At 67.5% G+C, this 26,237-nt stretch carries 26 protein-coding genes; 18 read left to right on the top strand and 8 right to left on the bottom strand.

The genetic code is table 11. From position 1 onward, the window contains the following. Positions 1-7 precede the first annotated feature (7 nt). Positions 8-961, top strand: coding sequence for a RimK family alpha-L-glutamate ligase (locus ASD37_RS03550; protein ID WP_056548133.1), 954 nt, complete (start codon positions 8-10; stop codon positions 959-961). Here the strand turns inward: ASD37_RS03550 and ASD37_RS03545 are convergent. From ASD37_RS03545 to mptB, 4 genes are read right to left on the bottom strand one after another with little or no spacing between them, the layout of a single operon-like run. Beyond that, complete coding sequence (locus tag ASD37_RS03545) at positions 896-1,867, bottom strand: heme A synthase (protein ID WP_056548131.1); 972 nt, start codon at positions 1,865-1,867, stop codon at positions 896-898. The genes ASD37_RS03550 and ASD37_RS03545 overlap by 66 nt on opposite strands. 47 nt (positions 1,868-1,914) lie before the next feature. Beyond that, positions 1,915-2,703 (bottom strand): ABC transporter permease, encoded by a 789-nt coding sequence (locus ASD37_RS03540; protein WP_056548129.1) that lies wholly within the window; start codon positions 2,701-2,703, stop codon positions 1,915-1,917. After that, positions 2,700-3,665, bottom strand: a complete 966-nt coding sequence (locus ASD37_RS03535) for an ABC transporter ATP-binding protein (protein WP_156720708.1) — start codon at positions 3,663-3,665, stop codon at positions 2,700-2,702. The genes ASD37_RS03540 and ASD37_RS03535 overlap by 4 nt, the downstream gene beginning before the upstream one ends. Continuing rightward, positions 3,662-5,371 carry a polyprenol phosphomannose-dependent alpha 1,6 mannosyltransferase MptB gene (gene mptB, locus ASD37_RS03530; protein WP_056548127.1) on the bottom strand — a complete coding sequence of 570 codons (1,710 nt, stop codon included), beginning with the start codon at positions 5,369-5,371 and terminating at the stop codon, positions 3,662-3,664. Before mptB ends, ASD37_RS03535 begins: the two co-directional genes overlap by 4 nt. A gap of 97 nt (positions 5,372-5,468) precedes the next feature. Here mptB and ASD37_RS03525 point away from each other — a divergent pair, with 97 nt between their 5' ends. From ASD37_RS03525 to ASD37_RS03490, 8 genes are read left to right on the top strand one after another with little or no spacing between them, the layout of a single operon-like run. Continuing rightward, positions 5,469-6,212, top strand: coding sequence for a metalloregulator ArsR/SmtB family transcription factor (locus tag ASD37_RS03525; protein WP_056549770.1), 744 nt, complete (start codon positions 5,469-5,471; stop codon positions 6,210-6,212). Continuing rightward, positions 6,209-7,642: a Fe-S cluster assembly protein SufB gene (gene sufB, locus ASD37_RS03520; RefSeq protein WP_056548125.1), complete on the top strand. Its 1,434-nt coding sequence runs from the start codon at positions 6,209-6,211 to the stop codon at positions 7,640-7,642. Before ASD37_RS03525 ends, sufB begins: the two co-directional genes overlap by 4 nt. Then, positions 7,639-8,850 (top strand): Fe-S cluster assembly protein SufD, encoded by a 1,212-nt coding sequence (gene sufD, locus ASD37_RS03515; protein ID WP_056548120.1) that lies wholly within the window; start codon positions 7,639-7,641, stop codon positions 8,848-8,850. The genes sufB and sufD overlap by 4 nt, the downstream gene beginning before the upstream one ends. A 1-nt stretch (position 8,851) precedes the next feature. Next, a complete protein-coding gene (gene sufC / locus ASD37_RS03510; RefSeq protein ID WP_056548119.1) occupies positions 8,852-9,619 on the top strand; it encodes a Fe-S cluster assembly ATPase SufC in 768 nt (255 codons plus the stop codon). Between the two features lies 1 nt (position 9,620). Further along, positions 9,621-10,874 (top strand): cysteine desulfurase, encoded by a 1,254-nt coding sequence (locus ASD37_RS03505; RefSeq protein ID WP_056548117.1) that lies wholly within the window; start codon positions 9,621-9,623, stop codon positions 10,872-10,874. A gap of 13 nt (positions 10,875-10,887) precedes the next feature. Then, a complete protein-coding gene (gene sufU, locus ASD37_RS03500) occupies positions 10,888-11,406 on the top strand; it encodes a Fe-S cluster assembly sulfur transfer protein SufU (protein WP_235568001.1) in 519 nt (172 codons plus the stop codon). Further along, positions 11,403-11,747 (top strand): metal-sulfur cluster assembly factor, encoded by a 345-nt coding sequence (locus ASD37_RS03495; protein WP_056548112.1) that lies wholly within the window; start codon positions 11,403-11,405, stop codon positions 11,745-11,747. Before sufU ends, ASD37_RS03495 begins: the two co-directional genes overlap by 4 nt. A 4-nt stretch (positions 11,748-11,751) precedes the next feature. After that, the gene (locus tag ASD37_RS03490; RefSeq protein WP_056548109.1) at positions 11,752-12,375 is read left to right on the top strand and encodes a hypothetical protein; all 624 of its coding nucleotides are present in this window, start codon (positions 11,752-11,754) and stop codon (positions 12,373-12,375) included. Positions 12,376-12,380: 5 nt separating this feature from the next. On the opposite strand, the gene ASD37_RS03485 is transcribed toward ASD37_RS03490, so the two are convergent. After that, positions 12,381-12,989: a TetR/AcrR family transcriptional regulator gene (locus ASD37_RS03485; RefSeq protein ID WP_056548108.1), complete on the bottom strand. Its 609-nt coding sequence runs from the start codon at positions 12,987-12,989 to the stop codon at positions 12,381-12,383. Continuing rightward, entirely contained in the window at positions 12,986-14,173 is a 1,188-nt protein-coding gene (locus ASD37_RS03480) for an acyl-CoA dehydrogenase family protein (protein WP_082569991.1), read from the bottom strand. Before ASD37_RS03480 ends, ASD37_RS03485 begins: the two co-directional genes overlap by 4 nt. Before the next feature lie 195 nt (positions 14,174-14,368). On the opposite strand from ASD37_RS03480, the gene trxA reads away from it, so the two are divergent. The 4 genes from trxA (at position 14,369) to ASD37_RS03460 (ending at position 17,491) form a co-directional block, all read left to right on the top strand. Beyond that, entirely contained in the window at positions 14,369-14,734 is a 366-nt protein-coding gene (gene trxA, locus ASD37_RS03475; protein ID WP_056548100.1) for a thioredoxin, read from the top strand. 25 nt (positions 14,735-14,759) lie between these two features. Beyond that, positions 14,760-15,584, top strand: a complete 825-nt coding sequence (locus tag ASD37_RS03470) for an enoyl-CoA hydratase (RefSeq protein ID WP_056548096.1) — start codon at positions 14,760-14,762, stop codon at positions 15,582-15,584. A gap of 19 nt (positions 15,585-15,603) precedes the next feature. Then, complete coding sequence (locus ASD37_RS03465; protein WP_056548094.1) at positions 15,604-17,232, top strand: ABC-F family ATP-binding cassette domain-containing protein; 1,629 nt, start codon at positions 15,604-15,606, stop codon at positions 17,230-17,232. A gap of 67 nt (positions 17,233-17,299) precedes the next feature. Further along, complete coding sequence (locus ASD37_RS03460; protein WP_056549766.1) at positions 17,300-17,491, top strand: helix-turn-helix domain-containing protein; 192 nt, start codon at positions 17,300-17,302, stop codon at positions 17,489-17,491. On the opposite strand, the gene ASD37_RS03455 is transcribed toward ASD37_RS03460, so the two are convergent. After that, the gene (locus ASD37_RS03455; RefSeq protein ID WP_056548092.1) at positions 17,492-18,055 is read right to left on the bottom strand and encodes a TetR/AcrR family transcriptional regulator; all 564 of its coding nucleotides are present in this window, start codon (positions 18,053-18,055) and stop codon (positions 17,492-17,494) included. It abuts the gene before it with no gap. Between the two features lie 43 nt (positions 18,056-18,098). After that, a complete protein-coding gene (gene acnA / locus ASD37_RS03450; RefSeq protein WP_056548090.1) occupies positions 18,099-20,900 on the bottom strand; it encodes an aconitate hydratase AcnA in 2,802 nt (933 codons plus the stop codon). Positions 20,901-21,096: 196 nt separating this feature from the next. Between acnA and ASD37_RS03445 the strand changes: the two genes are divergently transcribed. The 5 genes from ASD37_RS03445 (at position 21,097) to ASD37_RS03425 (ending at position 26,233) form a co-directional block, all read left to right on the top strand. After that, the gene (locus ASD37_RS03445) at positions 21,097-21,666 is read left to right on the top strand and encodes a DUF6676 family protein (RefSeq protein WP_056548088.1); all 570 of its coding nucleotides are present in this window, start codon (positions 21,097-21,099) and stop codon (positions 21,664-21,666) included. Positions 21,667-21,885: 219 nt separating this feature from the next. Further along, positions 21,886-23,298 carry an NlpC/P60 family peptidoglycan endopeptidase RipA gene (gene ripA, locus ASD37_RS03440; protein ID WP_056548086.1) on the top strand — a complete coding sequence of 471 codons (1,413 nt, stop codon included), beginning with the start codon at positions 21,886-21,888 and terminating at the stop codon, positions 23,296-23,298. A 41-nt stretch (positions 23,299-23,339) separates the two neighbouring features. Further along, complete coding sequence (ripB, locus tag ASD37_RS03435) at positions 23,340-24,005, top strand: NlpC/P60 family peptidoglycan endopeptidase RipB (protein ID WP_056549764.1); 666 nt, start codon at positions 23,340-23,342, stop codon at positions 24,003-24,005. Between the two features lie 153 nt (positions 24,006-24,158). After that, positions 24,159-25,298, top strand: coding sequence for a MoxR family ATPase (locus tag ASD37_RS03430; RefSeq protein WP_056548084.1), 1,140 nt, complete (start codon positions 24,159-24,161; stop codon positions 25,296-25,298). After that, the gene (locus ASD37_RS03425; RefSeq protein ID WP_056548082.1) at positions 25,295-26,233 is read left to right on the top strand and encodes a DUF58 domain-containing protein; all 939 of its coding nucleotides are present in this window, start codon (positions 25,295-25,297) and stop codon (positions 26,231-26,233) included. The genes ASD37_RS03430 and ASD37_RS03425 overlap by 4 nt, the downstream gene beginning before the upstream one ends. Positions 26,234-26,237: the final 4 nt, after the last annotated feature.

The raw sequence follows: 26,237 nt of genomic DNA, 5'->3' as shown, positions 1-26,237 counted from the left end.
TTCCAACGTGAAGCTCGCACGGCCCGACGTTGGGCATCCCCGCATCGTCCTCGCAGGTTGCAGCGCTCTCATTGAGGGTGACGGCGACGATGCCGGCCTGATTCCGGCGCTGAGGTCGCGAGGTCTGCACGCCCGGTGGCTGTCCTGGGACGACCCGGAGACTCTGGAGGCCGACCTCGTCATCCCGCGGGCGACGTGGGATTACACGGAGCGGCTCGACGAGTTCCTCGCCTGGACCGAGCGCGTTCCGAATCTCGTCAACGCCCCCGCCGTGGTGGCGTGGAACACCGACAAGCGATACCTCGCCGATCTGGAGACCGCGGGTGTCCCCGTCGTCCCGAGCGCGTTCTTCGGGCCGGGGGAGTCCGTCCGGATTCCCGACGGGCAGGTGGTGGTCAAACCCGCCGTCGGGGCGGGTTCGGTGGGGGCGCAACGGTTCACCGACGCCGAGCAGGCCCGCGGGCACGCGCAGGCCCTGCAGGCCGACGGCCACACCGCGCTGGTGCAGCCCTACGACCCGCGGATCGCCGACGGCGAGACCGCCCTGGTGTTCATCGCCGGGCGGCAGTCCCACGCGTTCAACAAGGGTCCGCTGCTCCCGCCGCCCGGTGAACTGGCCGCGCTCGACGCGTCCGGCACCTTCGCGGAGGAAACCCTTCGGCCGGCCGAGCCGGACTTCGAGCTGTGGGACGTCGGGCACGCCGCGCTCGCCGCGGCGGCGGCCCGGCTGGACCTCGACGTCGAGCAGTTCCTCTACGCGCGCGTCGACGTCATCGGCGGCCCGGACGACCCGCGGCTGTTGGAACTGGAACTCGTCGAACCGTCGTTGGGCTGGCGCCAGCTCGACGAGACGGCCAGGGGCCTTCAGCAGCGCGAGTTCGCGCTGGGGGTGGAGTCAGCCCTCGAGCGGTTGGGTCTCGGGCCGCTCGGCAAGCGAGCGGGGGCGCATCGACGCCCATAGGGCTGCCGTGGCGGCCGTGCAGATGGCGGCGCCCGCGACGTGCACCGCCACCAGTGCGGCTGGCACCCCGGTGAAGAACTGCACGGTGCCGACCATGCCCTGCAAGGCGACCAGAACGAGCAGCACGACGACGCGCATCGTGACGGGTCGCGGGGCGCGCACGGCGAGCAGCGCGAAGGCAAGACCGATCAGCAGGCACAGGTAGGCCGTGACCAGTGCCGCGTGCCGGTAGACGAGGGTGACGATGTCGAGCATCAGTCTGGGCACCGGCGCGTCGACGCTCTTGTCGCCGGCGTGTGGACCCGCTCCGGTGACCATCGTGCCGGTGACGAGGACGACGGCCAGGGCCATGCCGCAGAGGACGGTCAACTGGCGCAACGGATTCGGTACCGCCAACGCGGCCACCCCGTCGTCCGGCTCGCCAATCTTGACGAACAACAGCACCGACAGCCAGACCATCGCCATGGACACCAGGAGGTGTATCGCGACGGTCCACCACAGCAGCCCGGTGAGCACCGTGATGCCGCCGAGCACGGCTTGCAGCACCGTCGACGCGGGCATGAGGCAGGCGTAGACGACCACCTCTCGGCGCCGCCGCGCCCGGACGACCGCGAGCACGGCCAGGGCCGCCGTCAAGACGACCAGGAACGTGATCAACCGGTTCCCGAACTCGACGGCCTGATGGACGATCGGCACCTCGGCCACGGGGACGGGAACGAAGCTGCCTGGGAAGCACTGCGGCCAGGTGGGGCAGCCGAGACCCGAGGCGGTGACGCGGACGATCGCACCGGTGACGGCGATGCCGCCCTGGGTGAAGACGACGGCCGCGGCGATCATGCGCTGGGTGCGCAGAGTGGGGAGGGGAAGCACGTCCACGACCCGCAGCAGTGAGCTTCCGACGGCCATGGCCCGATCGTAGAGCAGCTCTAACTACACGCCGTAGTAGGGGGCGGTCAGGTGAACCGGAACCAGCGCAACGCGCACAGCCCGGCCAGCGCGCCCCAGGCGGCCAGCACCGCCACCCCGAACCAGTCGACCGACACGGTCATGGCCTGTCCGAGGGCCTCGGTCAGCGCGCCGGAGGGGGTGAGCCTGGCGACGAACCGAACGGTCTGCGAGACCACTCCGCCGCCGAGGTCGCTCTCCAGGGTGAGCGCGCCCAACCCGGCGAACACGAACCACAGCAGGTTCGCGATCGCCAGCACGATCTCTGCCTTCAGCGTGCCGCCGAGCAGCAGTCCGAGGGCGGCGAAGGCGGCCGTGCCAAGCGCGATGATCAGCGCCCCGAGCGCCAGCCCGGCGACGGCCGGGCGCCAGCCCAACCCAATCCCGATGGCGCCCAACAGCATCGACTGCAGGAACACGACGGTGACGACGGCGAGCGACTTTCCGGCGATGATGCCCCACACGGGCAGTGCCGTCGCCCCGAGGCGTTTCAAGGCGCCGTACCTGCGGTCGAAGGCGACCGCGATGGCCTGACCGGTGAACGCCGTCGAAATGACGGCGAGCGCCATGATCGGAGGCGCGAACGTCGCCGCCCGGTTCGGACCGAACGAGCCAAGCGGCAGGAGCGTCAGCCCGACCAGCAGGGTGATCGGGATGAACATCGTCAGCAGCAGCTGTTCGCCGTTGCGCAGCAGCAGCTTGAGCTCGAGGCGGAATTGCGCGGCAAGCATGCTCGGCACGCTCGCCGGTCGCGGGTCCGGGGTGAACGTGCCCGGCTCGAAGCGGTTGACGGTCACGAACGAAGCTCCCGCCCGGTGATGTCGAGGAACACGTCCTCGAGGCTGCGCTGCTCGACCCGCATGTCGGTGGCCAGCACGTTCAGCCGGGCGCACCAGGCGGTGACGGTGGCCAGCACCTGCGGGTCGATCAAGCCCTCGACGAGGTACTCCCCGGGGCTCAGCTCGCTGGCGAGGTAGGTCTCCGGCAGGGCCGAAATGAGCAGGGACAGGTCGAGTTTCGGCGGCGCGGAGAAGCGCAGCTGGTTCTCGGCGCCGCGCCCCATCAGCTCCGCGGGGGTGCCCTTGGCCACCGCGACGCCGTTGTCGACGATCACCAAGTGGTCCGCCAGTTGCTCGGCCTCGGTGAGCTGGTGGGTGGTCAGCACGATCGTGACGCCGTCGCGCCGCAAACCGTCGATGAGATCCCACACGACGATGCGCGCGTGGGCGTCCATCCCGGCGGTCGGCTCGTCGAGGAACACCAGCTCGGGCCGCCCGACCACGGCACACGCCAGGGCCAGTCGTTGCTGCTGGCCGCCCGAGAGTCTGCGGTAGGTGGTCCTGGCCGCATCCGTCAGGCCGAGGGTGTCCATCAGCCACGCGGGGTCCAACGGATTGGCCGAGTAGGCGGCGACGAGATCGAGCATCTCCCCGGCCCGCGCCGCGGGATAGCCGCCACCGCCCTGCAACATCACCCCGATGCGTTCCCGGAGTCGGGCGTTGTCGACGAACGGGTCCAGGCCGAGGATTTCGATGGACCCCGAGTCGGGCTTGATGAACCCCTCGCACATCTCGACGGTCGTCGTCTTGCCTGCACCGTTGGGTCCGAGCAGCGCCAACACCTCGGCGCGTTGCACGTCCAGATCCAGTCCGTCCACCGCGGTTGTCGAGCCGTAGCGCTTGGTGACCCCGCGCAACCGCACGGGGGTGTCCGACGAGCGCTCGCGCGAGGAGCCGACTGCCGCGTCACGGGAGGTCACGGTGTCTCAGCGTAGGCGTCGGAGGTGGCGACCGGTGGCACCGGTGGCACCGACGCCCGCCCGTCGCCGCCGGCGGACTCCGGCAACGGGCGCCACGGCAGTCGCGTGTAGGTGATGGCGATGAGGATCGCGACGATCATCGTGCTCGCAATCGTGGCGTCGACGATCTGGAAGAGGGCGAACCGGTCGCCGTTGGCGGTCGGCCCGAAAATGCCCACCAACAGCGTCATCGCGATCGCCGTTCCGCGGAATCCCGGCCGGGACGCCCAGGTGGCCAGCGGGATGATCGCCCACAGCAGGTACCAGGGCTGCACGACGGGTGCGAGCAGGACTGTGACGCCGAGAGCCACGCCGAGGCCGCCGACGGGGTGCAGTCGGCCGCGCAGCACCGACAGCAGGAGCCACGTCACCAGCACTGCGATGATGATCACACCGATGGCACGGGTCAGGCCAAGGACCGCGGTGGTGTGGTCGCCCAACCCCAGCAGGTTGCCGACCTGGCCGGTACCGAGCGCGATGAGCGTCGGCGGTGACATCCACGACCGCACGACGTTGGCGGTGCCGAGGGTGAACAGCCAGCCGAACCCCAGGCCGCTGGCCCACCCGATCAACACCGTTACGGCGACCGTGATGGCCGAGACGGAGCCACCGGCGACGAGCAGGGCGCGGAACGATCCGCCCCACTTGGCGGCCAGCGCCACCGCCACGAATCCGACCGCCAGCAGGGCTGGCAACTTCACCTGGGAGGCCATCGTGATCAGCACGGTCCCGGCGATGAGCATCGCCAGCGGCTTCCAGCGCATCCACGCGGTGCGGTCGCGCGGCCAGTGCAGGGGCCGCGGCACCAGCGGACCGGCCGGGTAGTTGTCCCTGGTGCGGCTGATGGCGCGCAGGGCGAACTCGGTGCCGGTGAGCATCAGCCCGAGCATCAGCGCCTCGTTGTGGATGCCCGCGACGAGGTGCATGAACAGCAGCGGGTTGCACGGTCCCAGCCACAGGGCGCTGACCTCCGCGACACCGCACCGGCGCGCCAACCGCGGAGTGGCCCACACGATCAGCCCAACGCCGCCGAGGACGACCAGTCGGTGACACAGGACGGCCGCGACGATGTTGTCGCCGGTGATCTCCGAGATGCCCCTGCCGATCCAGAGGAACAGCGGGCCGTACGGCGCGGGTGTCTCGCGCCACAGGCTCGGCACCGACAGGGTGAAGACATGGTCGAGTCCGAGCCCGGGCGCGGGTCCGACGCGATACGGATCGAGGCCGAGGCGGGCGATCTGACTCTGCGCGAGGTAGGAGTAGACGTCCTTGCTGTACATCGGCGGGGCGAACAGCAGCGGCAGCGCCCAGATGAGCAGGGTGCGGTCCAACTGGCTGCGGGACATGCGTCGGCTGCCAAGCGCGAATCGGCCGAGCATCAGCCAGGCCAGCGCCATCATCACCGCGCCGGTGGTGGTCATGGTCAGCGACACGGTCTGGATGCGGGAGGGAAGATTGAGTAGGCGTACTCCGAACGTCGGATCCTGGACCACCGGACGTGCCCCGGCGCCCAGTGCGCCGATGGCCATCAGCACCGTTCCGGTGGCGCCGAACACCCGGGTACGCCGCAGGAACGCCACGTCGGAGCCGATCAGCGGGGATCCGACCGTCGTCTCGTCGGCGTGCCACCGCGCCACGGCGGTGCTCATCGACGGACGGGTGGCCATCAGTGCAGCGTAGTAAGTGGGCCACCTAAGGGTTGCCTTGCTAGCACCGTTAGTCGAATTCCGTCACAATGGTGTTGTGAAAATCCGCGCGGAGGCAATGGCTGCTGGCGGTTCGTCCGTCGGTGCCACGTCGACCTCCGACGGACACACCCGTCGCTCCATCGTGCAACTGCTGCTCGAAGGCCCGACGACCGCCGGCGACATCGGCGATCGGCTGGGCATCTCCGCAGCTGGGGTGCGCAGGCACCTCGACGCGTTGGTCGACGGCGGCGATGCGGAATCCAACGCCGCAGCTTCGTGGGAACACCACGGGCGGGGACGTCCCGCCAAGCGGTACCGGCTGACCGCCGCAGGGCGGGCCAAGCTGGACCACGCCTACGACGATCTTGCCGTGGCCGCCATGCGGCAGCTGCGCGAGGTAGGCGGCGACGACGCCATCCGCACCTTTGCGCGACGCCGCATCGACACCATCCTGTCCGGCGTCACGACCAGGACGGCCGGTGGTGACGTCGCCACGGCAGCCGACCGGGTGGCCGTCGCTCTCACCGGCGCCGGATACGCCACCACGACGACGCGGGTCACCGGCCCGATCGACGGCGTGCAGATCTGCCAGCATCATTGCCCGGTGTCACACGTCGCCGAGGAGTTCCCCGAGCTGTGTGAAGCCGAGCGGGAAGCGTTCTCCGACATCCTGGGAACCCACGTACAGAGGTTGGCGACCATCGTCAACGGCAACGGTGCGTGCACCACGCACGTACCGCTCATCCCCGAGCCCGCCCGGCGCACGGCCCGCGCCGAATCGCACCAATCAGCCATCGAGAATCAAGGAGCGTCGACATGACGACCACACCCGAAGCGCCTCAGCTGACTCAAGAGGAGACCATCGCCTCACTGGGTACGTACGGGTACGGCTGGTCGGACTCCGACGTTGCCGGTGCCAGCGCGCAGCGCGGCTTGTCCGAGGCCGTCGTGCGCGACATCTCCAGCAAGAAGAGCGAACCGCAGTGGATGCTCGACATGCGCCTCAAGGCGCTGCGCACCTTCGGTAAGAAGCCGATGCCGAACTGGGGTTCCGACCTCGAGGGCATCTTCTTCGACAACATCAAGTACTTCGTGCGGTCCAGTGAGAAGCAGGCCGCCACGTGGGACGACCTGCCCGCCGACATCAAGAACACCTACGACCGCCTCGGCATCCCGGAGGCCGAGAAGCAGCGTCTGGTGTCCGGCGTCGCCGCGCAGTACGAGTCCGAGGTCGTCTACCACTCGATCCGTGAGGATCTGGAGGCGCTCGGCGTCATCTTCCTCGACACCGACTCCGCGCTGAAGCAGCATCCCGAGCTGTTCCAGAAGTACTTCGGCACCGTGATTCCGGCCGGGGACAACAAGTTCTCGGCGCTGAACACCGCGGTGTGGTCCGGCGGATCGTTCATCTACGTCCCCAAGGGCGTACACGTCGACATCCCGCTGCAGGCCTACTTCCGGATCAACACCGAGAACATGGGCCAGTTCGAGCGCACGCTGATCATCGTCGACGAGGATGCCTACGTGCACTACGTCGAGGGCTGCACGGCGCCGATCTATAAGAGCGACTCGCTGCACTCCGCGGTCGTCGAGATCATCGTCAAGCCTGGCGGCCGGTGCCGCTACACGACCATCCAGAACTGGTCGAACAACGTCTACAACCTGGTCACCAAGCGGGCGCGCGCCGAGGCCGGCGCCACCATGGAGTGGGTCGACGGCAACATCGGCTCCAAGGTCACCATGAAGTACCCGGCCGTGTGGATGACCGGTGAGCACGCCAAGGGCGAGGTGCTCTCGGTGGCGTTCGCCGGCGAGGGTCAGCACCAGGACACCGGCGCCAAGATGCTGCACCTGGCGCCCAACACGTCGAGCAACATCGTGTCCAAGTCCGTCGCCCGCGGCGGTGGCCGGGCGTCCTACCGCGGCCTCGTCCAGATCAACAAGGGCGCACACGGCTCCAGGTCCAGCGTGAAGTGCGATGCGCTGCTGGTGGATTCGATCAGCCGCAGCGACACCTACCCGTACGTCGACATCCGCGAGGATGACGTGACGATGGGCCATGAGGCCACCGTCTCCAAGGTCAGCGCCGATCAGCTCTTCTACCTGATGAGCCGCGGCATGACCGAGGACGAGGCCATGGCCATGGTGGTGCGCGGCTTCGTCGAGCCCATCGCCAAGGAGCTTCCGATGGAATACGCGTTGGAGCTCAACCGGCTGATCGAGCTCCAGATGGAAGGCGCCGTCGGATGACCCGAACCCCCAGCAATCTCACCGAAGCCGCCGAGGGCATCAAGAACGGCGGGTCGACACTGGCCGCCGCCAACAAGGGTGAGCAGTTCAGCTCGTTCGACGTCGACGCCTTCGAGGTGCCCGGCGGCCGTGACGAACTGTGGCGCTTCACGCCGCTCAAGCGGCTGCGTGGTCTTCACGACGGATCGGCCCCCGCGACCGGACACGCGGTCGTCGAGGTCGGCGAACGCGATGGCGTGACGGTCGAGACCGTCCAGCGTGGCGACGACCGCCTCGGACAGGGCGGCGTCCCCGCCGACCGCGTTGCGGCACAGGCGTTCTCGTCGTTCGAGACGGCCACCATCGTGACCGTCGCCCGCGAGGTCGAGGTCGCCGAACCCGTCGAGATCACCGTCACCGGACCCGGCGAGGGCGTCACCGCCTACGGCCATCTGCAGATCCGGGTCGAAGAGTTGGCCAGGGCCACCGTCGTCGTCGACCTGCGCGGCAGCGGGACCTACGCCGACAACGTCGAGATCGTCGTCGGAGACGCCGCAGGCGTCAACGTCATCTGGATCGCCGACTGGGCCGACGACATGGTCCACGTCAGCGCGCACCACGCCCGTCTCGGCAAGGACTCGACGTTGACCCACGTCGCCGTCACCCTTGGTGGCGACGTCGTGCGGACCTCCGCCACGGTGCGCTACGCCGGACCCGGCGGGGACGCCCAGCTGCTCGGCACGTACTTCGCCGACGACGGCCAGCACTTCGAGTCGCGGCTGCTCGTCGACCACGCCCAGCCCAACTGCAAGTCCGACGTGTTGTACAAGGGTGCGCTGCAAGGTGATCCGGACTCCGACCGGCCCGACGCCCACACCGTCTGGATCGGCGACGTGCTGATCCGCGCGGAGGCCACCGGCACGGACACCTACGAGGCGAACCGCAACCTGGTGCTCACCGACGGCGCACGCGCCGACTCGGTGCCCAACCTGGAGATCGAGACCGGCGAGATCGTCGGTGCCGGACACGCCAGTGCAACGGGACGTTTCGACGACGAGCAGTTGTTCTACCTGCGTGCCCGCGGCATCCCGGAAGACCAGGCCCGCCGCCTGGTCGTGCGCGGCTTCTTCGGCGAGATCATCGCCAAGATCGCCGTGCCCGCGGTCCGCGAACGACTGACCGAAGCCATTGAACGAGAACTAGCCATCACGGAAGCAAGAGACAGCTGATATGACCACACTTGAAGTCAAGGACCTGCACGCCTCCGTCGTCTCCGCCGAGGGCGGTGCCGACGTCGAAATCCTCAAGGGCGTCAACCTCACCGTGAAGTCGGGGGAGACCCATGCGGTGATGGGGCCCAACGGTTCTGGCAAGTCGACGCTGTCCTACGCGATCGCCGGCCACCCCAAGTACACCGTCACCTCCGGGTCGATCACCCTGGACGGGCAAGACGTCCTCGAGATGAGCGTCGACGAGCGCGCACGGGCCGGGCTGTTCCTGGCCATGCAGTACCCGATCGAGGTACCCGGCGTCTCCATGTCGAACTTCCTGCGCACCGCGGCGACCGCCGTGCGTGGCGAGGCGCCCAAGCTGCGGCACTGGGTCAAGGAAGTCAAGACGGCGATGACCGATCTCGACATCGACCCGGCGTTCAGCGAGCGCAGCGTCAACGAAGGCTTCTCCGGCGGCGAGAAGAAGCGCCACGAGATTCTGCAGCTTGGACTGCTCAAGCCGAAGATCGCGATCCTCGACGAGACCGACTCGGGTCTCGACGTCGACGCGCTGCGCGTGGTCAGCGAAGGCGTCAACCGCTACGCCCAGGCGGAGAACGCCGGCGTGCTGCTGATCACCCACTACACCCGCATCCTTCGCTACATCCAGCCGCAGTTCGTGCACGTCTTCTTCGACGGTCGGATCATCGAGTCCGGCGGGCCGGAGTTGGCCGACGAGCTCGAAGCCAACGGCTACGAACGCTTCACCCAGGCGGTCGAGGCCTGACATGACGGCTGCGTCGACGACGCTGGACCTGCTGCGCATTCGGGGGGACTTCCCGATCCTGAGTCGGGTGATGCGCGGCGGAAAGCAGCTGGCGTACCTGGACTCCGGGGCGACGTCGCAGAAACCGCTGCAGGTTCTCGACGCGGAGCGGCAGTTCCTGATCACCTCCAACGGCGCGGTGCACCGAGGCGCGCACCAGCTGATGGAGGAGTCCACCGACGCCTACGAGCAGGGCCGCGAGGACATCGCCGCGTTCGTCGGCGCCGACTCCGACGAGCTCGTCTTCACGAAGAACGCCACCGAGGCGATCAACCTCGTCTCCTACGCCCTGGGTGACGACCGCTTCGGGCGTTCCGTCGGGCCCGGTGACGTCATCGTCACCACCGAACTGGAACACCACGCCAATCTCATTCCGTGGCAGGAACTGGCCCGCCGCACCGGGGCCACCCTGCGGTGGTACTCGGTCACCGAGGACGGGCGCATCGACCTCGAATCGCTCGAGCTCGACGAGCGGGTCAAGGTCGTTGCCTTCACCCACCACTCCAACGTCACGGGTGCCATCGCGCCCGTGGCCGAGTTGGTGGCGCGGGCCAAGGCGGTCGGTGCGCTGACGGTGTTGGACGCCTGCCAGTCGGTGCCGCACCAGCCGGTCGACTTTCACGCGCTCGACGTCGACTACGCCGCCTTCTCGGGCCACAAGATGTTGGGGCCCACCGGGATTGGCGTGCTCTACGGTCGCCGCGAATTGCTCGGCGCCATGCCTCCGTTCCTCACCGGCGGGTCGATGATCGAGACCGTCACGATGGAGGCCACGACGTACGCGCCCGCGCCCCAACGGTTCGAGGCGGGTACTCCGATGACGTCACAGGTCGTCGGATTGGCCGCCGCGGCACGCTATTTGAGAGACATCGGCATGACCGAGGTCGCGGCGCACGAGCACCAGTTGGTGGCCGCCGCGCTGGACGGGCTGTCGGGCATCGAGGGTGTCCGGATCGTCGGACCCACGTCGACTGAGCACCGGGGATCGCCGGTGAGCTTCGTGGTGGACGGAATCCACGCCCACGACGTCGGCCAGGTTCTCGACGACGAGGGCGTCGCCGTTCGCGTCGGGCACCACTGCGCGTGGCCGCTGCACAAGCACTTTGGCGTCGCGGCCACGGCTCGGGCGTCGTTCGCGGTGTACAACACGCTCGACGAGGTGGACCGTCTGGTCGCAGGCGTCCGGCGCGCCGTCGAATTCTTCGGGCGGGAGTGAGCCTCCCGTGCGAATGGAACAGATGTACCAGGAAGTGATCCTGGACCACTACAAGCATCCGCACCACCGCGGGCTGCGAGAACCGTTCGCGGCGGAAGTGCACCACGTCAACCCGACCTGTGGTGACGAGGTGACGCTGCGCGTGACGCTGTCCGAGGACGGTGACACCGTCGCCGACATCTCCTACGACGGGCAGGGCTGTTCGATCAGTCAGGCGGCGACGTCGGTGCTGACCGATCAGGTGATCGGCCAAAGCGTCGGTGCAGCGATGAAGACCGTTGCCGCGTTCACCGAGATGATCTCCTCTCGGGGCAACGTCGACGGGGACGAGGACGTCATCGGCGACGGCATCGCCTTCGCAGGTGTGGCGAAGTACCCGGCGCGGGTGAAGTGCGCGCTGCTGGGGTGGATGGCCTTCAAGGCCGCGCTGGCGGAGGCCAGGCCAGTGGATGAAGCGCTGGCGGAGGCCAGGCCGTTGGATGACGATGACGCGTTGGCGCAGGCCAGCAACGATGTGGAGGAACACAGATGAGTGACACCGCTTCCGACGAAGTGCTCGCCGACCTCGAAGAAGCCATGCGTGACGTCGTCGACCCCGAACTGGGCATCAACGTCGTCGACCTCGGTCTGGTCTACGGACTGAACATCGAAGAGGGCGACGCCGGCTCGAAGGTCGCGATGATCGACATGACGCTGACGTCGGCCGCGTGCCCGCTGACCGACGTCATCGAGGATCAGTCGCGCAGTGCGTTGGTCGGCTCGGGGCTGGTCAACGAAATCAAGATCAACTGGGTGTGGAATCCGCCGTGGGGCCCCGACAAGATCACCGAGGACGGGCGCGAGCAGCTCAGGGCGCTCGGCTTCACGGTCTGACACCGTGCGCGAGGACCGATACGTCACCACGCGTCGCCAGCTCCGCGGCATTGCCGAAAGCTTCATCGCCGGACCCCAGTACCGGTCGGCCGAAACCATCCGGCTTGCCGTGCGGCCCGACGGCTTCACGGGGGTGTCGATACCGGTCGCCGTACACGGCATCGAACTCGTCTGGGGTGACGCGGGCGCGCCGCTGACCGGGACGGTCGGCTCGCTCGCCGCCGCGACGGGTCTGGACGTGGGGCCGCCCGACGGCGTCTACGAGATCGTCGACCCGCTGTCCGCCGACACGGTCCTCGACGTCGACGCAGATGCCGCCGAACTGGTCCACCGCAGTCTCTACGCCGGCGGGTTCGCACTGAAGAGCGCTCTGCCGGAACAACATCCGGTGTTGTGGCCCGAACACTTCGACGTCGGGGTCACCGAGGACGAGGTCAACTACGGCGTCTCACCCGGCGACGACTTCCACCCGCTGCCGTATGCCTACGTCGGCCCGTGGACCTCGCGCATCGGGGACTTCTGGAACGCGCCGTTCGGGGCCTTCCAGTCACTAGACCCCTCGCGCGACGTCGACCAGCTCGCCGCCGACGTCACCGACTTCTTCGAACGCGGCCGCTCCGAACTGTGACCTCGTCACCGACCGAGCAGCAGACGCCGGGCGACTTCCTTCCAGTCTGCGACGTGTGGATCGGTCGTAGGGTCGCGAGGGGCGAAGGCATAGGTCATGGCCACCCCTCGCATACTCGTGTTGAGCAGTTCGCGCACCATCGGGTAACCCGGCACGGTGCACAGGTGTGGCCCAAAGAACACGTCGGTTGACGATCTGACCTTCGTGCCGGTGGCCTGCTCCTCTGGCCGCAGCGCTTCTCGAAGCTCCTCCTTGGACCGGGCGGCAACCCATAGTTCGATCGACGCCCAGAAATACGGCTGGGAGTACGTCGCCCACATCACGTCGACCGCTTCGGCGATGCGCAAGGCGGGGTCGCTGGACCACTGAGTGCGGGTACCGAGGTCCTCGATCCTTTCGGCGGCAAGGTGCTGAACCGCAGCCACGACCAACGCGTCGCGCGACGGGAAGTGGTTGAGCAGTGCCCCACGGGAGACGCCGGCCTCCTGCTGAATCCGAAGTGTCGAGGTGTTGGCATAGCCGCGTTCGACGAGGACGCGCACCGTCGCGTCCAGGATCCGCCGTCTGGAGAGGCGGCTGCGCTCCTGTCGCGCACGCACGGGAGGAATGGTCATCCGGTGACGTCGCGACCGATCAAGCTGCGGGCGATCACCCACTGCTGCAACTCGTTGGCCCCTTCGAAGATCTCCAGGATCTTGGCGTCCCGGTAGAGCTCCTCCAACCGGACGGACTCGCCGGTTTCACCGACTTGCCTGGCGAAGCCCAGCCCGCCGTAGATTTGCATGGCGTCCCGGACGGTGTCGACGGCCACCCGTGTTCCGTAGGCCTTCGCCATCGCCGCTTCGGGCTCGGCTGCGCGGTCGCCGCGGTCGAGCCGGGTTGCCGCCTTCTGGTAGAGCATTCGCGCACACTCGATCTCGGTGGTGCGCTCGGCCATCTTGAATTGCCAGTACTGCAGCCTGCCCAGCGGACCCCCGAATGCGTGGCGGGTGCGCAATCGATACACGGCCAAGTCCAGCGCGGCCTGAGCCACGCCGACGCCGGCAGCTCCGATCCCGATCCGTCCTCGAACGAGGCACGACAGCGCCACGCCGAGTCCGCCGCCGGGTGCGCCGAGGAGGTGGCCATACGGGACCGCTACGTCGTCGAAGACGATGTCGGCGGTGATCTGCCCGCGGTGCCCCATCTTCAAGTCTGGCGCTCCGATTCGCACACCGGGTCTGTCCAGCTCTATGAGCAGCATGTTCATCCGGTCGCCGGTGCGCACCAGCACCGCCGCCCAGGAGGCGACGACGCTGTTGGTGATCCACCGTTTTCGACCGTTGACGAGGAACCCGGAACCCGTGTCCACGGCGACGGTCTCGAGGGTGTCGACCGAGAGGTCGCTGCTGGCGTTGGGTTCGGTGGTGGCGAATGAGAACGCCTCTGCGCCGGAGACGAGTTTCGGTATAAGTGCCGTGCGCAGTTCGGCCGACGCAAACGTCAGAGCCTGGGGTACCAGGATGCACTGCCCGTCGTAGACCCCAGCCATGGATGAGGACTGGTAGGCGATCTCCTCGGTGACGGTGCACGTCGCAAGCATCGGATGGGTCAACCCGCTGCCGAAGCGGGCGTCGAACGGTACGCCGAACAGTCCCGCGCTGGCGAGCCCGCGGAACGCGTCCCACGGGAAGTTCTGGACGGATTCCTCCTGGGATCCGATGCGGCGCGCGATCGGCGCGAGTTTCTCCGAGACGGCTCGTCGGGCCTGGGCCCGGACGTCGATCGTCTCGTCGGGAAGCCACGTGTCGTGTGACATGTGATCTTGGGTTCGCGGCACATCAGTGGCCGTGACAGTGGCGGTCATCATCGGGACGCTAATGCGCCGGAGACTATAGAGTCAACACTGACTGTTTAATGTGTACCCGAACCCGTGTCGCCCTCGCGCCTGCGCCCCGGAGCCTTACCTGGTTCGATGGGGAACAACACTTCTACGGACGACGTTGGGACAACTGTGAGCACGCAAGACATCACCACAGAGCAATTCAACGGGACGATCACCGACAATGAGATCGTGCTCGTCGACTTCTGGGCGGAGTGGTGCGGACCGTGTCGGGCCTTCGCCCCGACGTACTCCGCGTCGTCCGACAAGCACCCCGACGTCGTGCACGCCAAGGTCGACACCGAGGCTGAGCAGGGATTGGCCGCAGCCGCGGAGATACAGGCGATTCCGACGCTGATGGCCTTCAAGAAGGGCCACATGGTCTTTCGCCATTCCGGGATGCTGCCAGCCAAGGACCTCGAAGAGGTCATCGGGCAGATCAAGGCGCTCGACGTCGACGCCGCCCTCGCCGAGCAGGCCAAGACCGACGAGGCATAGCGGTCGCACGCGATAGCGTGCACCCGTGACCGAACGCGACGACACCCTCGTTCTCGTCGACCGACCACGCCCGCAGGTGGCGCTGGTGACGTTGAACCGGCCCGAACGCATGAACTCGATGGCGTTCGACGTCATGGTCCCGCTGAAGGCTGCCCTCGACGAACTGACCAACGACAATGAGATCAGGGCCGTCGTGCTTACCGGCGCCGGCCGCGGGTTCTCTTCGGGCGCCGACCACAAGTCGGCAGGATCGGTGCCCCACGTCGACGGGTTGACCCGCCCAACGTTCGCGTTGCGCTCGATGGAAGTGCTCGACGACGTGATACTCGCCATACGAAAGCTCCACCAGCCGGTCATCGCAGCCGTCAACGGTGCTGCCATCGGCGGCGGGCTGTGCCTTGCCCTGGCGTGTGACATCAGGGTGGCGGCGCACGGCGCCTACTTCCGGGCGGCGGGCATCAACAACGGGCTGACCGCGAGCGAGCTGGGGCTGTCGTACTTGCTGCCCAAGGCAATTGGGACGTCGCGGGCGTTCGAGGCCATGCTCACCGGACGTGACATCGACTCCGCGGAGGCCGACCGAATTGGCTTGGTCTCGCGCTCGGTGCCCGACGACGAGCTCCTCGACACGTGCTTCGACATGGCCGAGCGCATCGCGGCGTTCTCTCGGCCGGGAATCGAGTTGACCAAGCGCACGCTCTGGAGTGGACTGGAAGCCGGTAGCCTAGAGGGTCACATGCAGGCCGAAGGTTTGGGTCAACTGTACGTGCGCCTGCTCACCGCCAATTTCGAGGAAGCGGTCGCTGCGCGCGCCCAGAAGCGGCCAGCCGTGTTTACCGACGACAAGTAGAACGAATGAGGAGTACAGCGTGATCACCGCAACGGACCTCGAGGTCCGCGCTGGCGCGCGTACGCTGCTGGCCATCGAGGGCTCCGCGCTGCGCATCCAGCCGGGGGACCGGATCGGCCTCGTCGGCCGCAACGGCGCAGGCAAGACCACCACCATGCGCATCCTCGCCGGCGAAGGCGAGCCCTACGCGGGCTCCATCGAGCGAACCGGTGAGATCGGTTATCTGCCACAGGATCCCAGAGAGGGCGACCTGGACATGCTGGCCCGCGACCGGGTCCTCTCGGCTCGCGGCCTCGACACCCTGCTGTCCGATCTGGAGAAGCAGCAGGCAATCATGGCCGAGGTCGCCGACGACGCCGCCATGGACAAGGCGGTCCGGAAGTACGGCGAGCTCGAGGAGCGGTTCGCCGCCCTCGGCGGATACGCCGCGGAGAGCGAAGCGGGCCGCATCTGCGCGAGCCTCGGTCTGCCCGAGCGCATCCTCACCCAGCCGCTGCGGACGCTGTCCGGCGGCCAGCGTCGCCGCGTCGAGCTGTCGCGGATCCTGTTCGCGGCGTCCGACACCGGATCCGGGTCGGACACGACGCTGCTCCTCGACGAGCCCACCAACCACCTCGACGCCGACTCGATCGGGTGGCTGCGCTCGTTCCTGCAGAACCACACCGGCGGCCTCGTCGTCATCAGCCACGACGTCGACCTGCTCGCCGACGTCGTCAACCGGGTCTGGTTCCTCGACGCCGTCCGCGGCGAAGCCGACGTCTACAACATGGGTTGGCAGAAATACCTCGACGCCAGGTCCACCGACGAACAACGCCGTCGCCGGGAACGCGCCAACGCCGAGAAGAAGGCGTCCGCGCTGCGAACCCAGGCCGCGAAGATGGGCGCCAAGGCGACCAAGGCCGTTGCCGCGCAGAACATGCTGCGCCGGGCCGAGCGCATGATCGCCGAACTCGACGACGAGCGGGTCGCCGACAAGGTGGCCAAGATCAGGTTTCCCACCCCAGCCGTCTGCGGGCGCACTCCGTTGGTTGGCAAGGGTCTCACCAAGACCTACGGGTCACTGGAGATCTTCACCGGTGTCGACCTGGCGATCGACAAGGGGTCCCGCGTCGTCGTCCTGGGTCTCAACGGCGCAGGCAAGACCACGCTGCTGCGGATCCTGGCAGGCACCGAGGCCGCCGACGCGGGTCACATCGAGCCGGGTCATGGTCTGAAGCTGGGGTACTTCGCTCAGGAACACGACACGATCGACGGTCTGGCCTCGGTGTGGGACAACATCCGCCACGCCGCGCCGGACACCGGCGACCAGGAGCTGCGCAGCCTGCTCGGTGCGTTCATGTTCACCGGACCCCAGCTCGACCAGCAGGCTGGCACGCTGTCCGGCGGTGAGAAGACCCGACTCGCCCTGGCCGGTTTGGTGGCCTCGACCGCCAACGTCCTGTTGCTCGACGAGCCCACCAACAACCTCGATCCCGCGTCCCGCGAGCAGGTTCTCGACGCGTTGCGCAGCTACCAGGGTGCCGTGGTGCTGGTGACCCACGATCCGGGGGCCGCCGAGGCGCTCGACCCGCAGCGCGTGGTGTTGCTGCCAGACGGAACCGAGGACTACTGGTCCGACGACTACCGCGACCTGATCGAACTCGCCTGACGCTGCAACCTGATTGAGATCTGCCTCCCTGGGTATCTGTTGTTCACAGCGAGATGGGGAGATGCAGATGAGAGATGTGGACAAGTCCAGGGACGAGTTGCTCGACGAGCTTCGCAGCGCCTACGAAAAGGGTGCAAGCATACGCACGTTGGTGGCCACTACCGGCAAGTCCTACGGGTCGATTCACAGCATGCTGCGCGAGTCCGGCACCACGATGCGTAGTCGTGGCGGACCGAATCACACCCGCAGACAGCACTAGTCACTGCTGGCGCACGGAGGCCTCGACGAGGTCGAGGACGGCGCTCAGCTTCTCCGGATCGTCGCCGGTGGCAAGCCTGGCGACGAGTCCGTCGAGGACGAGATCCAGGTAGGTGTGCAACACCTCGCTCGGCACGTCGGCGCGTAGCCGCCCGGCCTGCTTCTGCTGACGCAAGCGTTCCGTGGTGGCATCGGTCAGCTCGGCCGACCGTTCCGCCCACCCCTGGTGAAACGCGGGGTCGTTGCGAAGTTTTCTGGCGATCTCGAGCCGGGTTGCCAGCCAGTCGAATTGCTCCGGCGCGGCCAGCAAGTCGCGCATCACCTGGATGAGCCCTTCACGGGAGGCGACGTCGGCCATGCGTTCGGCGTCTTCGCGTGCCAGTTCGAAGAACAGCGTGTCCTTGTCACGGAAGTGATGAAAGATTGCGCCGCGCGACAGCCCGATGGTCTGCTCGAGCCGCCGCACGGTCGCACTCTCGTATCCGTACTGCGCAAAACACCTGCGGGCGCCGTCGAGGATCTGGCGACGGCGCGCCGCAAGGTGGTCTTCGGTCACCCGTGGCAACGGACGGCCCTCTTCTCTTTGGGTATCCCGAAGACCGAAACCGCTAGGCCTTGAGCATGTTTCGCAGCACGTACTGCAGGATGCCGCCGTTGCGGTAGTAGTCCGCTTCACCGGGGGTGTCGATGCGGACCACCGCGTCGAACTCGACCTTCGAGCCGTCCTGCTTGGTGGCCGTGACGTGCATGGTCTTCGGCGTCTTGCCCTCGTTGAGATCGGTGACGCCCGAGATGTCGAACACCTCGGTGCCGTCGAGCTTCAACGACGCCGCGGACTCCCCGACGGGGAACTGCAGCGGCACGACGCCCATCCCGATCAGGTTGGAGCGGTGAATGCGCTCGAACGATTCGGTGATGACGGCCCGCACGCCCAGCAGGCTGGTGCCCTTGGCCGCCCAGTCACGCGACGATCCCGAGCCGTACTCCTTGCCGCCCAGCACGACCAGGGGTGTGCCCTGGGCCGCGTAGTTCTGCGCCGCGTCGTAGATGAACGCCTGCGGCGCGTCATCCTGGGTGAAGTCGCGGGTGTAGCCGCCGGAGACGTCGTCGAGCAGCTGGTTCTTGAGGCGGATGTTCGCGAACGTCCCGCGAATCATCACCTCGTGGTTGCCGCGCCGCGAACCGTAGGAGTTGTAGTCCTTCTTGTCGACGCCGTGCTCTTCGAGGTACTGCGCGGCCGGCGTGCCTGCCTTGATGTTGCCTGCCGGCGAGATGTGGTCGGTGGTGACCGAATCGCCCAGCAGGGCAAGGACTCTGGCACCGGTGATGTCGGTGACCGGCTCCGGATCGGCGGGCATGCCGTCGAAGTACGGGGGCTTGCGCACGTACGTCGAGTTCGGATCCCAGTCGAACGTCTTGCCCTCGGGGGTGGGCAGGTTGCGCCAGCGCTCGTCGCCCTTGAAGACGTCGGCGTAGCTGTCGGTGAACATCTTCCGGTCGATCGAGCTGGCGATGACGTCGGAGATCTCCTGCGACGACGGCCAGATGTCCTTGAGGAACACGTCGTTGCCGTCGTCGTCCTGGCCCAGGGGCTCGGTCTCGAAGTCGAAGTCCATGGTGCCGGCCAGCGCGTAGGCGATGACCAGCGGCGGCGACGCCAGGTAGTTCATCTTGACGTCGGGGGAGATGCGACCCTCGAAGTTCCGGTTGCCGGAGAGCACCGCGGTCACCGAAAGGTCGTTGTCGTTGATGGCCTTGGAGATCGCGTCCGGCAGCGGGCCGGTGTTTCCGATGCACGTGGTGCAGCCGTAGCCGACCAGGAAGAAGCCCAGCTTCTCCAGGTAGGGCCACACGCCGGCGCGGTCGTAGTAGTCGCTGACCACCTGAGAGCCGGGCGCCATCGAGGTCTTCACCCACGGCTTGCTGGTGAGGCCCTTCTCGACGGCGTTGCGGGCCAGCAGCGCCGCACCGAGCATCACCGACGGGTTGGAGGTGTTGGTGCACGACGTGATGGCCGCGACGACGACGGCGCCGTGGTCGAGGACGAACTCGCCGTCGTCGGACTTCACCGTCACGGGCTTGGACGGCCGGCCCTCCGAGCCGTTGGCCGCCGAGTGCCGGACGTCGACCGCGTCGTCGTCGGCGAAGGACAGCGACACCGAATCGCTGGCCGGGAAGGACTCGTCGACCGCTTCGTCCAGCTTGGTGCACTCCGCCGGGTGGTTCTCCTCGACGTAGTTGTGGATGTCCTTGCGGAACGCGATCTTCGACTCCGACAACAGGATTCGGTCCTGCGGACGCTTCGGTCCGGCGATCGAGGGCACCACGTCGCCGAGGTCGAGCTCCAGGTACTCGGAGAACACCGGCTCCTTGGCCGGATCGTGCCACATGCCCTGCGCCTTGGCGTAGGCCTCGACGAGCGCGAGCTGCTCGTCGGTGCGGCCGGTCAGTCGCAGGTAGTCGACGGTGACGTCGTCGATGGGGAAGATGGCGGCGGTCGAGCCGAACTCGGGGCTCATGTTGCCGAGGGTGGCGCGGTTGGCCAGCGGGACCTCGGCCACACCTGCGCCGTAGAACTCGACGAACTTGCCGACGACGCCGTGCTTGCGCAACATGTCGGTGACGGTGAGCACCACGTCGGTCGCGGTCACGCCGGGCTTGATCTCGCCGGTCAGCTTGAAGCCGACGACGCGGGGGATCAGCATCGACACGGGCTGACCGAGCATCGCGGCCTCGGCCTCGATGCCGCCGACGCCCCAGCCGAGCACGCCGAGGCCGTTGACCATCGTGGTGTGGCTGTCGGTTCCGACGCACGTGTCTGGGTAGGCGACCCCGTCGCGGACCATGACGGTGCGGGCCAAGTACTCGATGTTGACCTGGTGCACGATGCCGGTGCCGGGGGGCACCACGCTGAAGTCGTCGAAGGCGCCCTGGCCCCAACGCAGGAACTGGTACCGCTCACCGTTGCGGGAGTATTCGATTTCGACGTTGCGCTCGAACGCGTCGCGCTTGCCGAACACGTCGACGATGACGGAGTGGTCGATCACCATCTCGGCGGGTGCCAGCGGGTTGACCTTGTTCGGGTCGCCGCCGAGGTCGCCGACCGCCTCACGCATGGTGGCAAGGTCGACGATGCAAGGCACGCCGGTGAAGTCCTGCATGATGACGCGCGCCGGGGTGAACTGGATCTCGATGCTCGGGTCGGCCGTCGGGTCCCACTTGGAGATGGCCTCGATGTGGTCCTTGGTGATGTTGGCGCCGTCTTCGGTGCGCAGCAGGTTCTCCGCAAGGACCTTCAGGCTGTAGGGAAGTTTCTCGGTTCCCGGCACCGCGTCAAGGCGGTAAATCTCGTAGGCTTCGTCCCCGACTTTCAACGTGTCGTGGGCTCCGAACGAATTAACGCTGGTCACATCAACTCCCGCTTCGATCTTCGCCGCGACGGGCTGTGTCGCGGCGGTAACGCTTCTAACAGTACGCTTGTCCTGTAAGGATTCTCAAGGCGGGTACCAGTCTTGTCCCCATCCGGCCGTGGTGCCACCGGATCGCGTGGTGTTGGCGGTGTCGGCGGGCAGGAGCGCAGCGACCGGGGAATGTAACGTCTGCGACGTGACGACTCCGCAGGTGCCGCTGTTCATCCCGTCGCAGGTGTGCGCGATCGTGGGCAAGGACCCCGGTGCGACCCCGCCCGACGTCTGCATGGGGCTTGTCCAGGAGGACCTCCGCGACGACGGGGTGAGCGCTGCCGACGTGCCTGCCAACGCCGGCCTGCCACAGGTGGTGGCCGACGCCAAGCAGAAGGGCATCGATCTCAAGATCGTCGTGCTCGACCAGAACCCGGCAATCGACACCCCGTTGCGCGACATCGCCACCGAGGTCGGCCGGGACTACCCCGGTTCGACGGTCCTGGTTCTGAGCCCGTCGTTCGCCGGCACGTACAGCCCGACGTTCGATCGCTCGACGTTGGAAGCCGGTCAGGACGTGGCAAAGGTGAGTGGTACGCCAGTATTGGCGTCGCAGAATTTCGTCGCCGAATTGACGACGCCCCATTTCCCCTGGACGCCCTTTACGGTCGTGCTCGTTCTCGGTGTTGCGGTCGCCGCCGTGGCGACACGGTTGCTGCAGCTCAGGGCCCGGAAATCGGCCGCCGAGAAATCGCCCGCCGACGCCGCTCGGTAAGTCGCACGGCGGCCATTCTTTTATCGAACATCACCATTCGATAACAACGTTTCAATTACAAACATGTAATTTCTTCCTGGCGTTTCCTTGGCGCTTCTCGTGACGTACGGTGCAGAAGGCACCTGCTGTTGCAGCTGTGATCCATGTGACTCCTGCGAACGTGAGAGCCCGATGGATGTGCCCTCACATTCGCGTTGAGCCCTAGGAGACCGGAGTCCAATGAGACGCACTTTTCGCGCCTCCGTTGCGGGGTCGCTCACATGCGGTGTACTCGTCGCATCGGCGTTCACCCACGGCATCGGAACCGCCGTCGCCGAGCCCGTCACGCCGCAGGGGATCGCCAGCTTGGTGGCCGCCGTCGCCAACGCCGACCAGAAACTTCAGGACCTCGGCGCCAACATCCAGGCCGAGCAGGAGGGCGTCAACAAGGCCATCGTCGCCGTCCAAACCGCGCGGGACGGCGCCGTCGCCGCCCAGGGCAACGTCGACGCCAGCCAGGCCGCGCTCAAGGACGCCACCGCGGCCATCTCGTCCGCGCAGGACCGCTTCGACACCTTCGCCGCGTCGGCATATGTCAACGGGCCGTCGGCCTCGTACGTCACCGCCAAGGACCCCGCGGACGTCCTCGCCACCGCGGCCACCGGTGAGACCCTCAACGTCAGCACCCAGCAGGCCATCGCCGACCTCCAACGCGCCCGCACCGAGCAGGTCAACAAGGACTCCGCGGCCCGCCTCGCCAAGCAAAAGGCCGACCAGGCCGTCGTCGACGCACAGTCGAGTCAGGACGCGGCCGTCGCCTCGCTGACGCAGGCACAGCAGACGTTCAAGGCCCAGCAGGCCCAGCTCGACCAGCTCTCGGCGGAACGCACCGCGGCGCAGGCGAAGCTCGCCGCCGCCCGCGAGGTCTCCGCACCCGTGGTCACCGTGGCCGCCAAGACCGTGCCCGCCCCGGCGGCAGCCGCCGCGAACCCGTCCACCGACTGGGACCGCGATCCCGCCGCCGCCACGCCCGGCAACTCGAAGTGGGACGTCGCCTGGGACCCCACGCTGCCCGCGATCCCGAGCGCGTTCGTCAGCGGCGACCCGGTCGCGATCATCAACACCCTGCTCGGGATGGCGACCACCTCGACGCAGGCCACCCAGCAGATGGGCCGCAGCTTCCTGCAGAAGCTCGGAATCATCCCAACGCCAAGCGGATTCACCAACGGAGCGATTCCGCGGGTCTACGGCAGGCAGGCCTCGGAGTACGTCATCAAGCGGGCGGGCTCGCAGATGGGCGTCCCGTACTCGTGGGGCGGCGGCAACGCCGTCGGCCCCAGCCGCGGCATCGACTCGGGCGCAGGCACCACCGGTTTCGACTGCTCCGGCCTGATCCTCTACGCCTTCGCCGGAGTCGGCATCAAACTGCCGCACTACTCGGGCGCCCAGTACGACATGGGGCGCAAGATCCCGACGTCTCAGGCGCGCCGCGGCGACGTGATCTTCTACGGCCCCGGCGGCAGCCAGCACGTTGCCCTGTTCCTCGGCAACGGCCAGATGCTGGAAGCCCCGTACACCGGGTCCAACGTGAAGGTGTCGCCCGTCCGGACCAGCGGCATGACGCCGTACGTCATCCGCTACATCGAATACTGATGGTGGTTGTCTTGCCCTTGTCGTTCCTTCGTCGTGCCCTGATGCTGGTGGCGATCCTCGCCGCGGCCGTCGCCTTCGGAACCGCCGCCCCCGCCGGAGCCGACCCCGGTGACCCCGGCTGGGATCCGACCCTGCCGCAGAGGCCAAGCTCCGGCGCTCCCGGTGACCCCGTCGCGATCGCCAACGCGTCGTTTCAGGCGAGCGCCATCGCGCTGCAGACCACCAAGAGCCTCGGCCAGCAGTTCCTCTCCAGCATCGGACTCGGTGGCGCTCCCACCGCCGCGACTGGCAGTCGGGTCCGCGGACCCGAGGCCATCGAATACGTGATCCGACGGGCCGGCTCCCAAATGGGCGTGCCGTACTCGTGGGGTGGCGGCGCGCTCAACGGACCCAGCGAAGGCGTCGACTACGACACGGGCAAGGTCGGCTTCGACTGTTCCGGGCTGACCAGATACGCGTTCGCCGGTGTCGGCGTGCCGATTCCGAAGTACTCCGGCGACCAGTACAGCTCCGGCCGGCCGATCGCGCCGTCTCAGGCCAAGCGCGGTGACCTCATCTTCTACGGTCCCGGTGGCAGCCAGCACGTGGCGATCTTCCTCGGCGGCGGGCGGATGCTCGAAGCGTCGGGAAGCGCCGAGAAGGTCACCGTGAGCCCGGTGCGTACCGCAGGGATGTCGCCGCACCTGGTGCGGTTCATCGAGTCCTGATCGAGACCGCCCCGCGGCAGGGCACGTCGACGGATTCCGAACTGCCTGGAATAGTTGACTCCAGAGCGTCCGCCGAGTGGTTTGGCGCCACTTGACCAAGCAAGACCAGCGGTCTACATCGAACGCCGGACCAGAACACGTGGGAGGAACTGAATGACGTCACCGAGTGGGTCGCCGCAGGGCGCCGGAGGTTTCCCCGGGCAGGCCCCGACGCAAGGCTTCCCGCCTGGCGGACCTCAGCAGGCACCGGCCACCAATGGCGGCCTGCAGAACGAGGTGCACACCCTGGAACGGGCGATCTTCGAGGTCAAGCGAATCATCGTCGGTCAGGATCAACTCGTCGAGCGCATGCTCGTCGGACTCCTCGCCAAGGGACACGTCCTCCTCGAAGGCGTTCCCGGAGTCGCGAAGACCCTCGCGGTGGAAACCTTCGCCAAGGTCGTCGGCGGTACGTTCGCCCGCATTCAGTTCACGCCCGACCTGGTGCCCACCGACATCGTCGGTACCCGCATCTACCGGATGGGCAAGGAAGAGTTCGACATCGAACTCGGACCCGCCATGGTCAACTTCCTGCTCGCCGACGAGATCAACCGCGCGCCGGCCAAGGTGCAGTCGGCATTGCTGGAGATCATGGCCGAGCGCAAGATCTCCCTCGGCGGCAAGACCTTCGCGCTGCCGAGTCCGTTCCTCGTCATGGCCACGCAGAACCCGATCGAGCAGGAAGGCGTGTACTCCCTTCCCGAAGCGCAGCGCGACCGCTTCCTGTTCAAGCTGAACGTGGACTACCCGACGCCCGAGGAAGAGCGCGAGATCATCTACCGGATGGGTGTCACCCCTCCGACGCCCAAGCAGATCCTCAACACCGGCGACCTTCTGCGTCTGCAGGGCGTCGCGGCGTCGGTCTTCGTCCACCACGCCCTCGTCGACTACGTGGTCCGCATCGTGACCGCCACGCGCGAGCCCGAGAAGTTCGGCATGCCCGACGCCAAGGCGTGGATCGCCTACGGTGCGTCGCCGCGTGCCTCGCTCGGCATCATCGCCGCCTCGCGGGCGCTGGCCCTGGTCCGCGGCCGTGACTACGTCATCCCGCAGGACGTCGTGGAGGTCATCCCGGACGTGCTGCGGCACCGCCTCGTCTTGACCTACGACGCGCTCGCCGACGAGGTCTCCGCCGAGACGGTCATCAACCGCATCATGCAGACCGTCGCGCTGCCTCAGGTGAACGCCATTCCGCAGCAAGGACATTCGGTCGCGCCGGCCATGCCCACCCCGGCAGCGGCCGGCGGTCGGTGACCCAACCGTCAGGCCGCGTGGATCTGCCGTCGCTGCAGCGCGGTCAAATTCGGGATCCCGAACTGTCGGCCGCCCTACGCAAGCTCGAGCTGACGGTCCGCCGAAAGCTCGACGGCGTGCTTCACGGCGACCATCAGGGCCTGGTCCCAGGACCCGGTTCCGAGCCGGGCGATTCCCGCGTCTACCAGCCCGGTGACGACGTCCGCCGGATGGACTGGTCGGTGACGGCCCGCACCACGACGCCGCACGTACGGCAGATGATCGCCGACCGGGAGCTGGAGACCTGGCTCGTCGTCGACGTGTCTGCCAGCCTGGACTTCGGCACCGCCGGATGCGAGAAGCGTGATCTGGCGGTGGCGGCCGCGGCGGCCATCGCGTTCCTCAACAGCGGTGGCGGCAACCGCCTCGGCGCGGTGATCACCAACGGCCAAACCACCAAGCGGGTCCCCGCACTCAGCGGCCGGATCCACGAGCACGAACTGCTGCGTGCGATCGCCACCATGCCGCAGGCGCCGCTCGGCGTTCGCGGTGACCTGTCGGTCGCGATCGACGCGTTGCGACGGCCGGAGCGGCGCCGCGGAATGGCGGTCATCATCAGTGACTTCCTCGGTCCGATCAACTGGATGCGGCCGCTGCGGGCAATCGCGGGGCGCCACGAGGTGCTCGGCGTCGAGGTCATCGATCCACGCGACGTGGAACTGCCCGACGTCGGCGACGTCATCCTGCAAGACACCGAATCCGGCGTCACGCGGGAGTTCACCATCGACACCCAATTGCGTGCCGACTTCGCCAAGGCCTCCGCGGAACACCGCGCGGGCGTGGCAAGGACGCTGCGGCGTTGTGACGCCCCGCTGCTCACCCTTCGTACCGATCGGGACTGGATCGCCGACGTGGTGAGGTTCGTTGCGAACCGGCGCCGCGGCGCCGCTCGTTAAGCGC

Source organism: Mycobacterium sp. Root135, assembly GCF_001426545.1.
Taxonomy (GTDB): Bacteria; Actinomycetota; Actinomycetes; order Mycobacteriales; family Mycobacteriaceae; genus Mycobacterium.
Note: the sequence above shows the minus strand (reverse complement) of the source record. Positions and strands in the feature narration are given on the sequence as shown.

Excerpts from the sequence above, each read along its gene's own strand:
- ripB (WP_056549764.1), top strand. The coding sequence starts at position 23,340 with ATGCTGGTGGCGATCCTCGCCGCGGCCGTCGCCTTCGGAACCGCCGCC.
- ASD37_RS03460 (WP_056549766.1), top strand. The coding sequence starts at position 17,300 with ATGAGAGATGTGGACAAGTCCAGGGACGAGTTGCTCGACGAGCTTCGC.
- ASD37_RS03505 (WP_056548117.1), top strand. The coding sequence starts at position 9,621 with ATGACGGCTGCGTCGACGACGCTGGACCTGCTGCGCATTCGGGGGGAC.
- sufB (WP_056548125.1), top strand. The coding sequence starts at position 6,209 with ATGACGACCACACCCGAAGCGCCTCAGCTGACTCAAGAGGAGACCATC.
- ASD37_RS03430 (WP_056548084.1), top strand. The coding sequence starts at position 24,159 with ATGACGTCACCGAGTGGGTCGCCGCAGGGCGCCGGAGGTTTCCCCGGG.
- sufC (WP_056548119.1), top strand. The coding sequence starts at position 8,852 with ATGACCACACTTGAAGTCAAGGACCTGCACGCCTCCGTCGTCTCCGCC.
- ASD37_RS03495 (WP_056548112.1), top strand. The coding sequence starts at position 11,403 with ATGAGTGACACCGCTTCCGACGAAGTGCTCGCCGACCTCGAAGAAGCC.
- sufU (WP_235568001.1), top strand. The coding sequence starts at position 10,888 with ATGGAACAGATGTACCAGGAAGTGATCCTGGACCACTACAAGCATCCG.
- ASD37_RS03485 (WP_056548108.1), bottom strand. The coding sequence starts at position 12,989 with ATGACCATTCCTCCCGTGCGTGCGCGACAGGAGCGCAGCCGCCTCTCC.
- ASD37_RS03480 (WP_082569991.1), bottom strand. The coding sequence starts at position 14,173 with ATGTCACACGACACGTGGCTTCCCGACGAGACGATCGACGTCCGGGCC.
- ASD37_RS03545 (WP_056548131.1), bottom strand. The coding sequence starts at position 1,867 with ATGGCCGTCGGAAGCTCACTGCTGCGGGTCGTGGACGTGCTTCCCCTC.
- sufD (WP_056548120.1), top strand. The coding sequence starts at position 7,639 with ATGACCCGAACCCCCAGCAATCTCACCGAAGCCGCCGAGGGCATCAAG.
- mptB (WP_056548127.1), bottom strand. The coding sequence starts at position 5,371 with ATGGCCACCCGTCCGTCGATGAGCACCGCCGTGGCGCGGTGGCACGCC.
- ripA (WP_056548086.1), top strand. The coding sequence starts at position 21,886 with ATGAGACGCACTTTTCGCGCCTCCGTTGCGGGGTCGCTCACATGCGGT.
- ASD37_RS03525 (WP_056549770.1), top strand. The coding sequence starts at position 5,469 with ATGGCTGCTGGCGGTTCGTCCGTCGGTGCCACGTCGACCTCCGACGGA.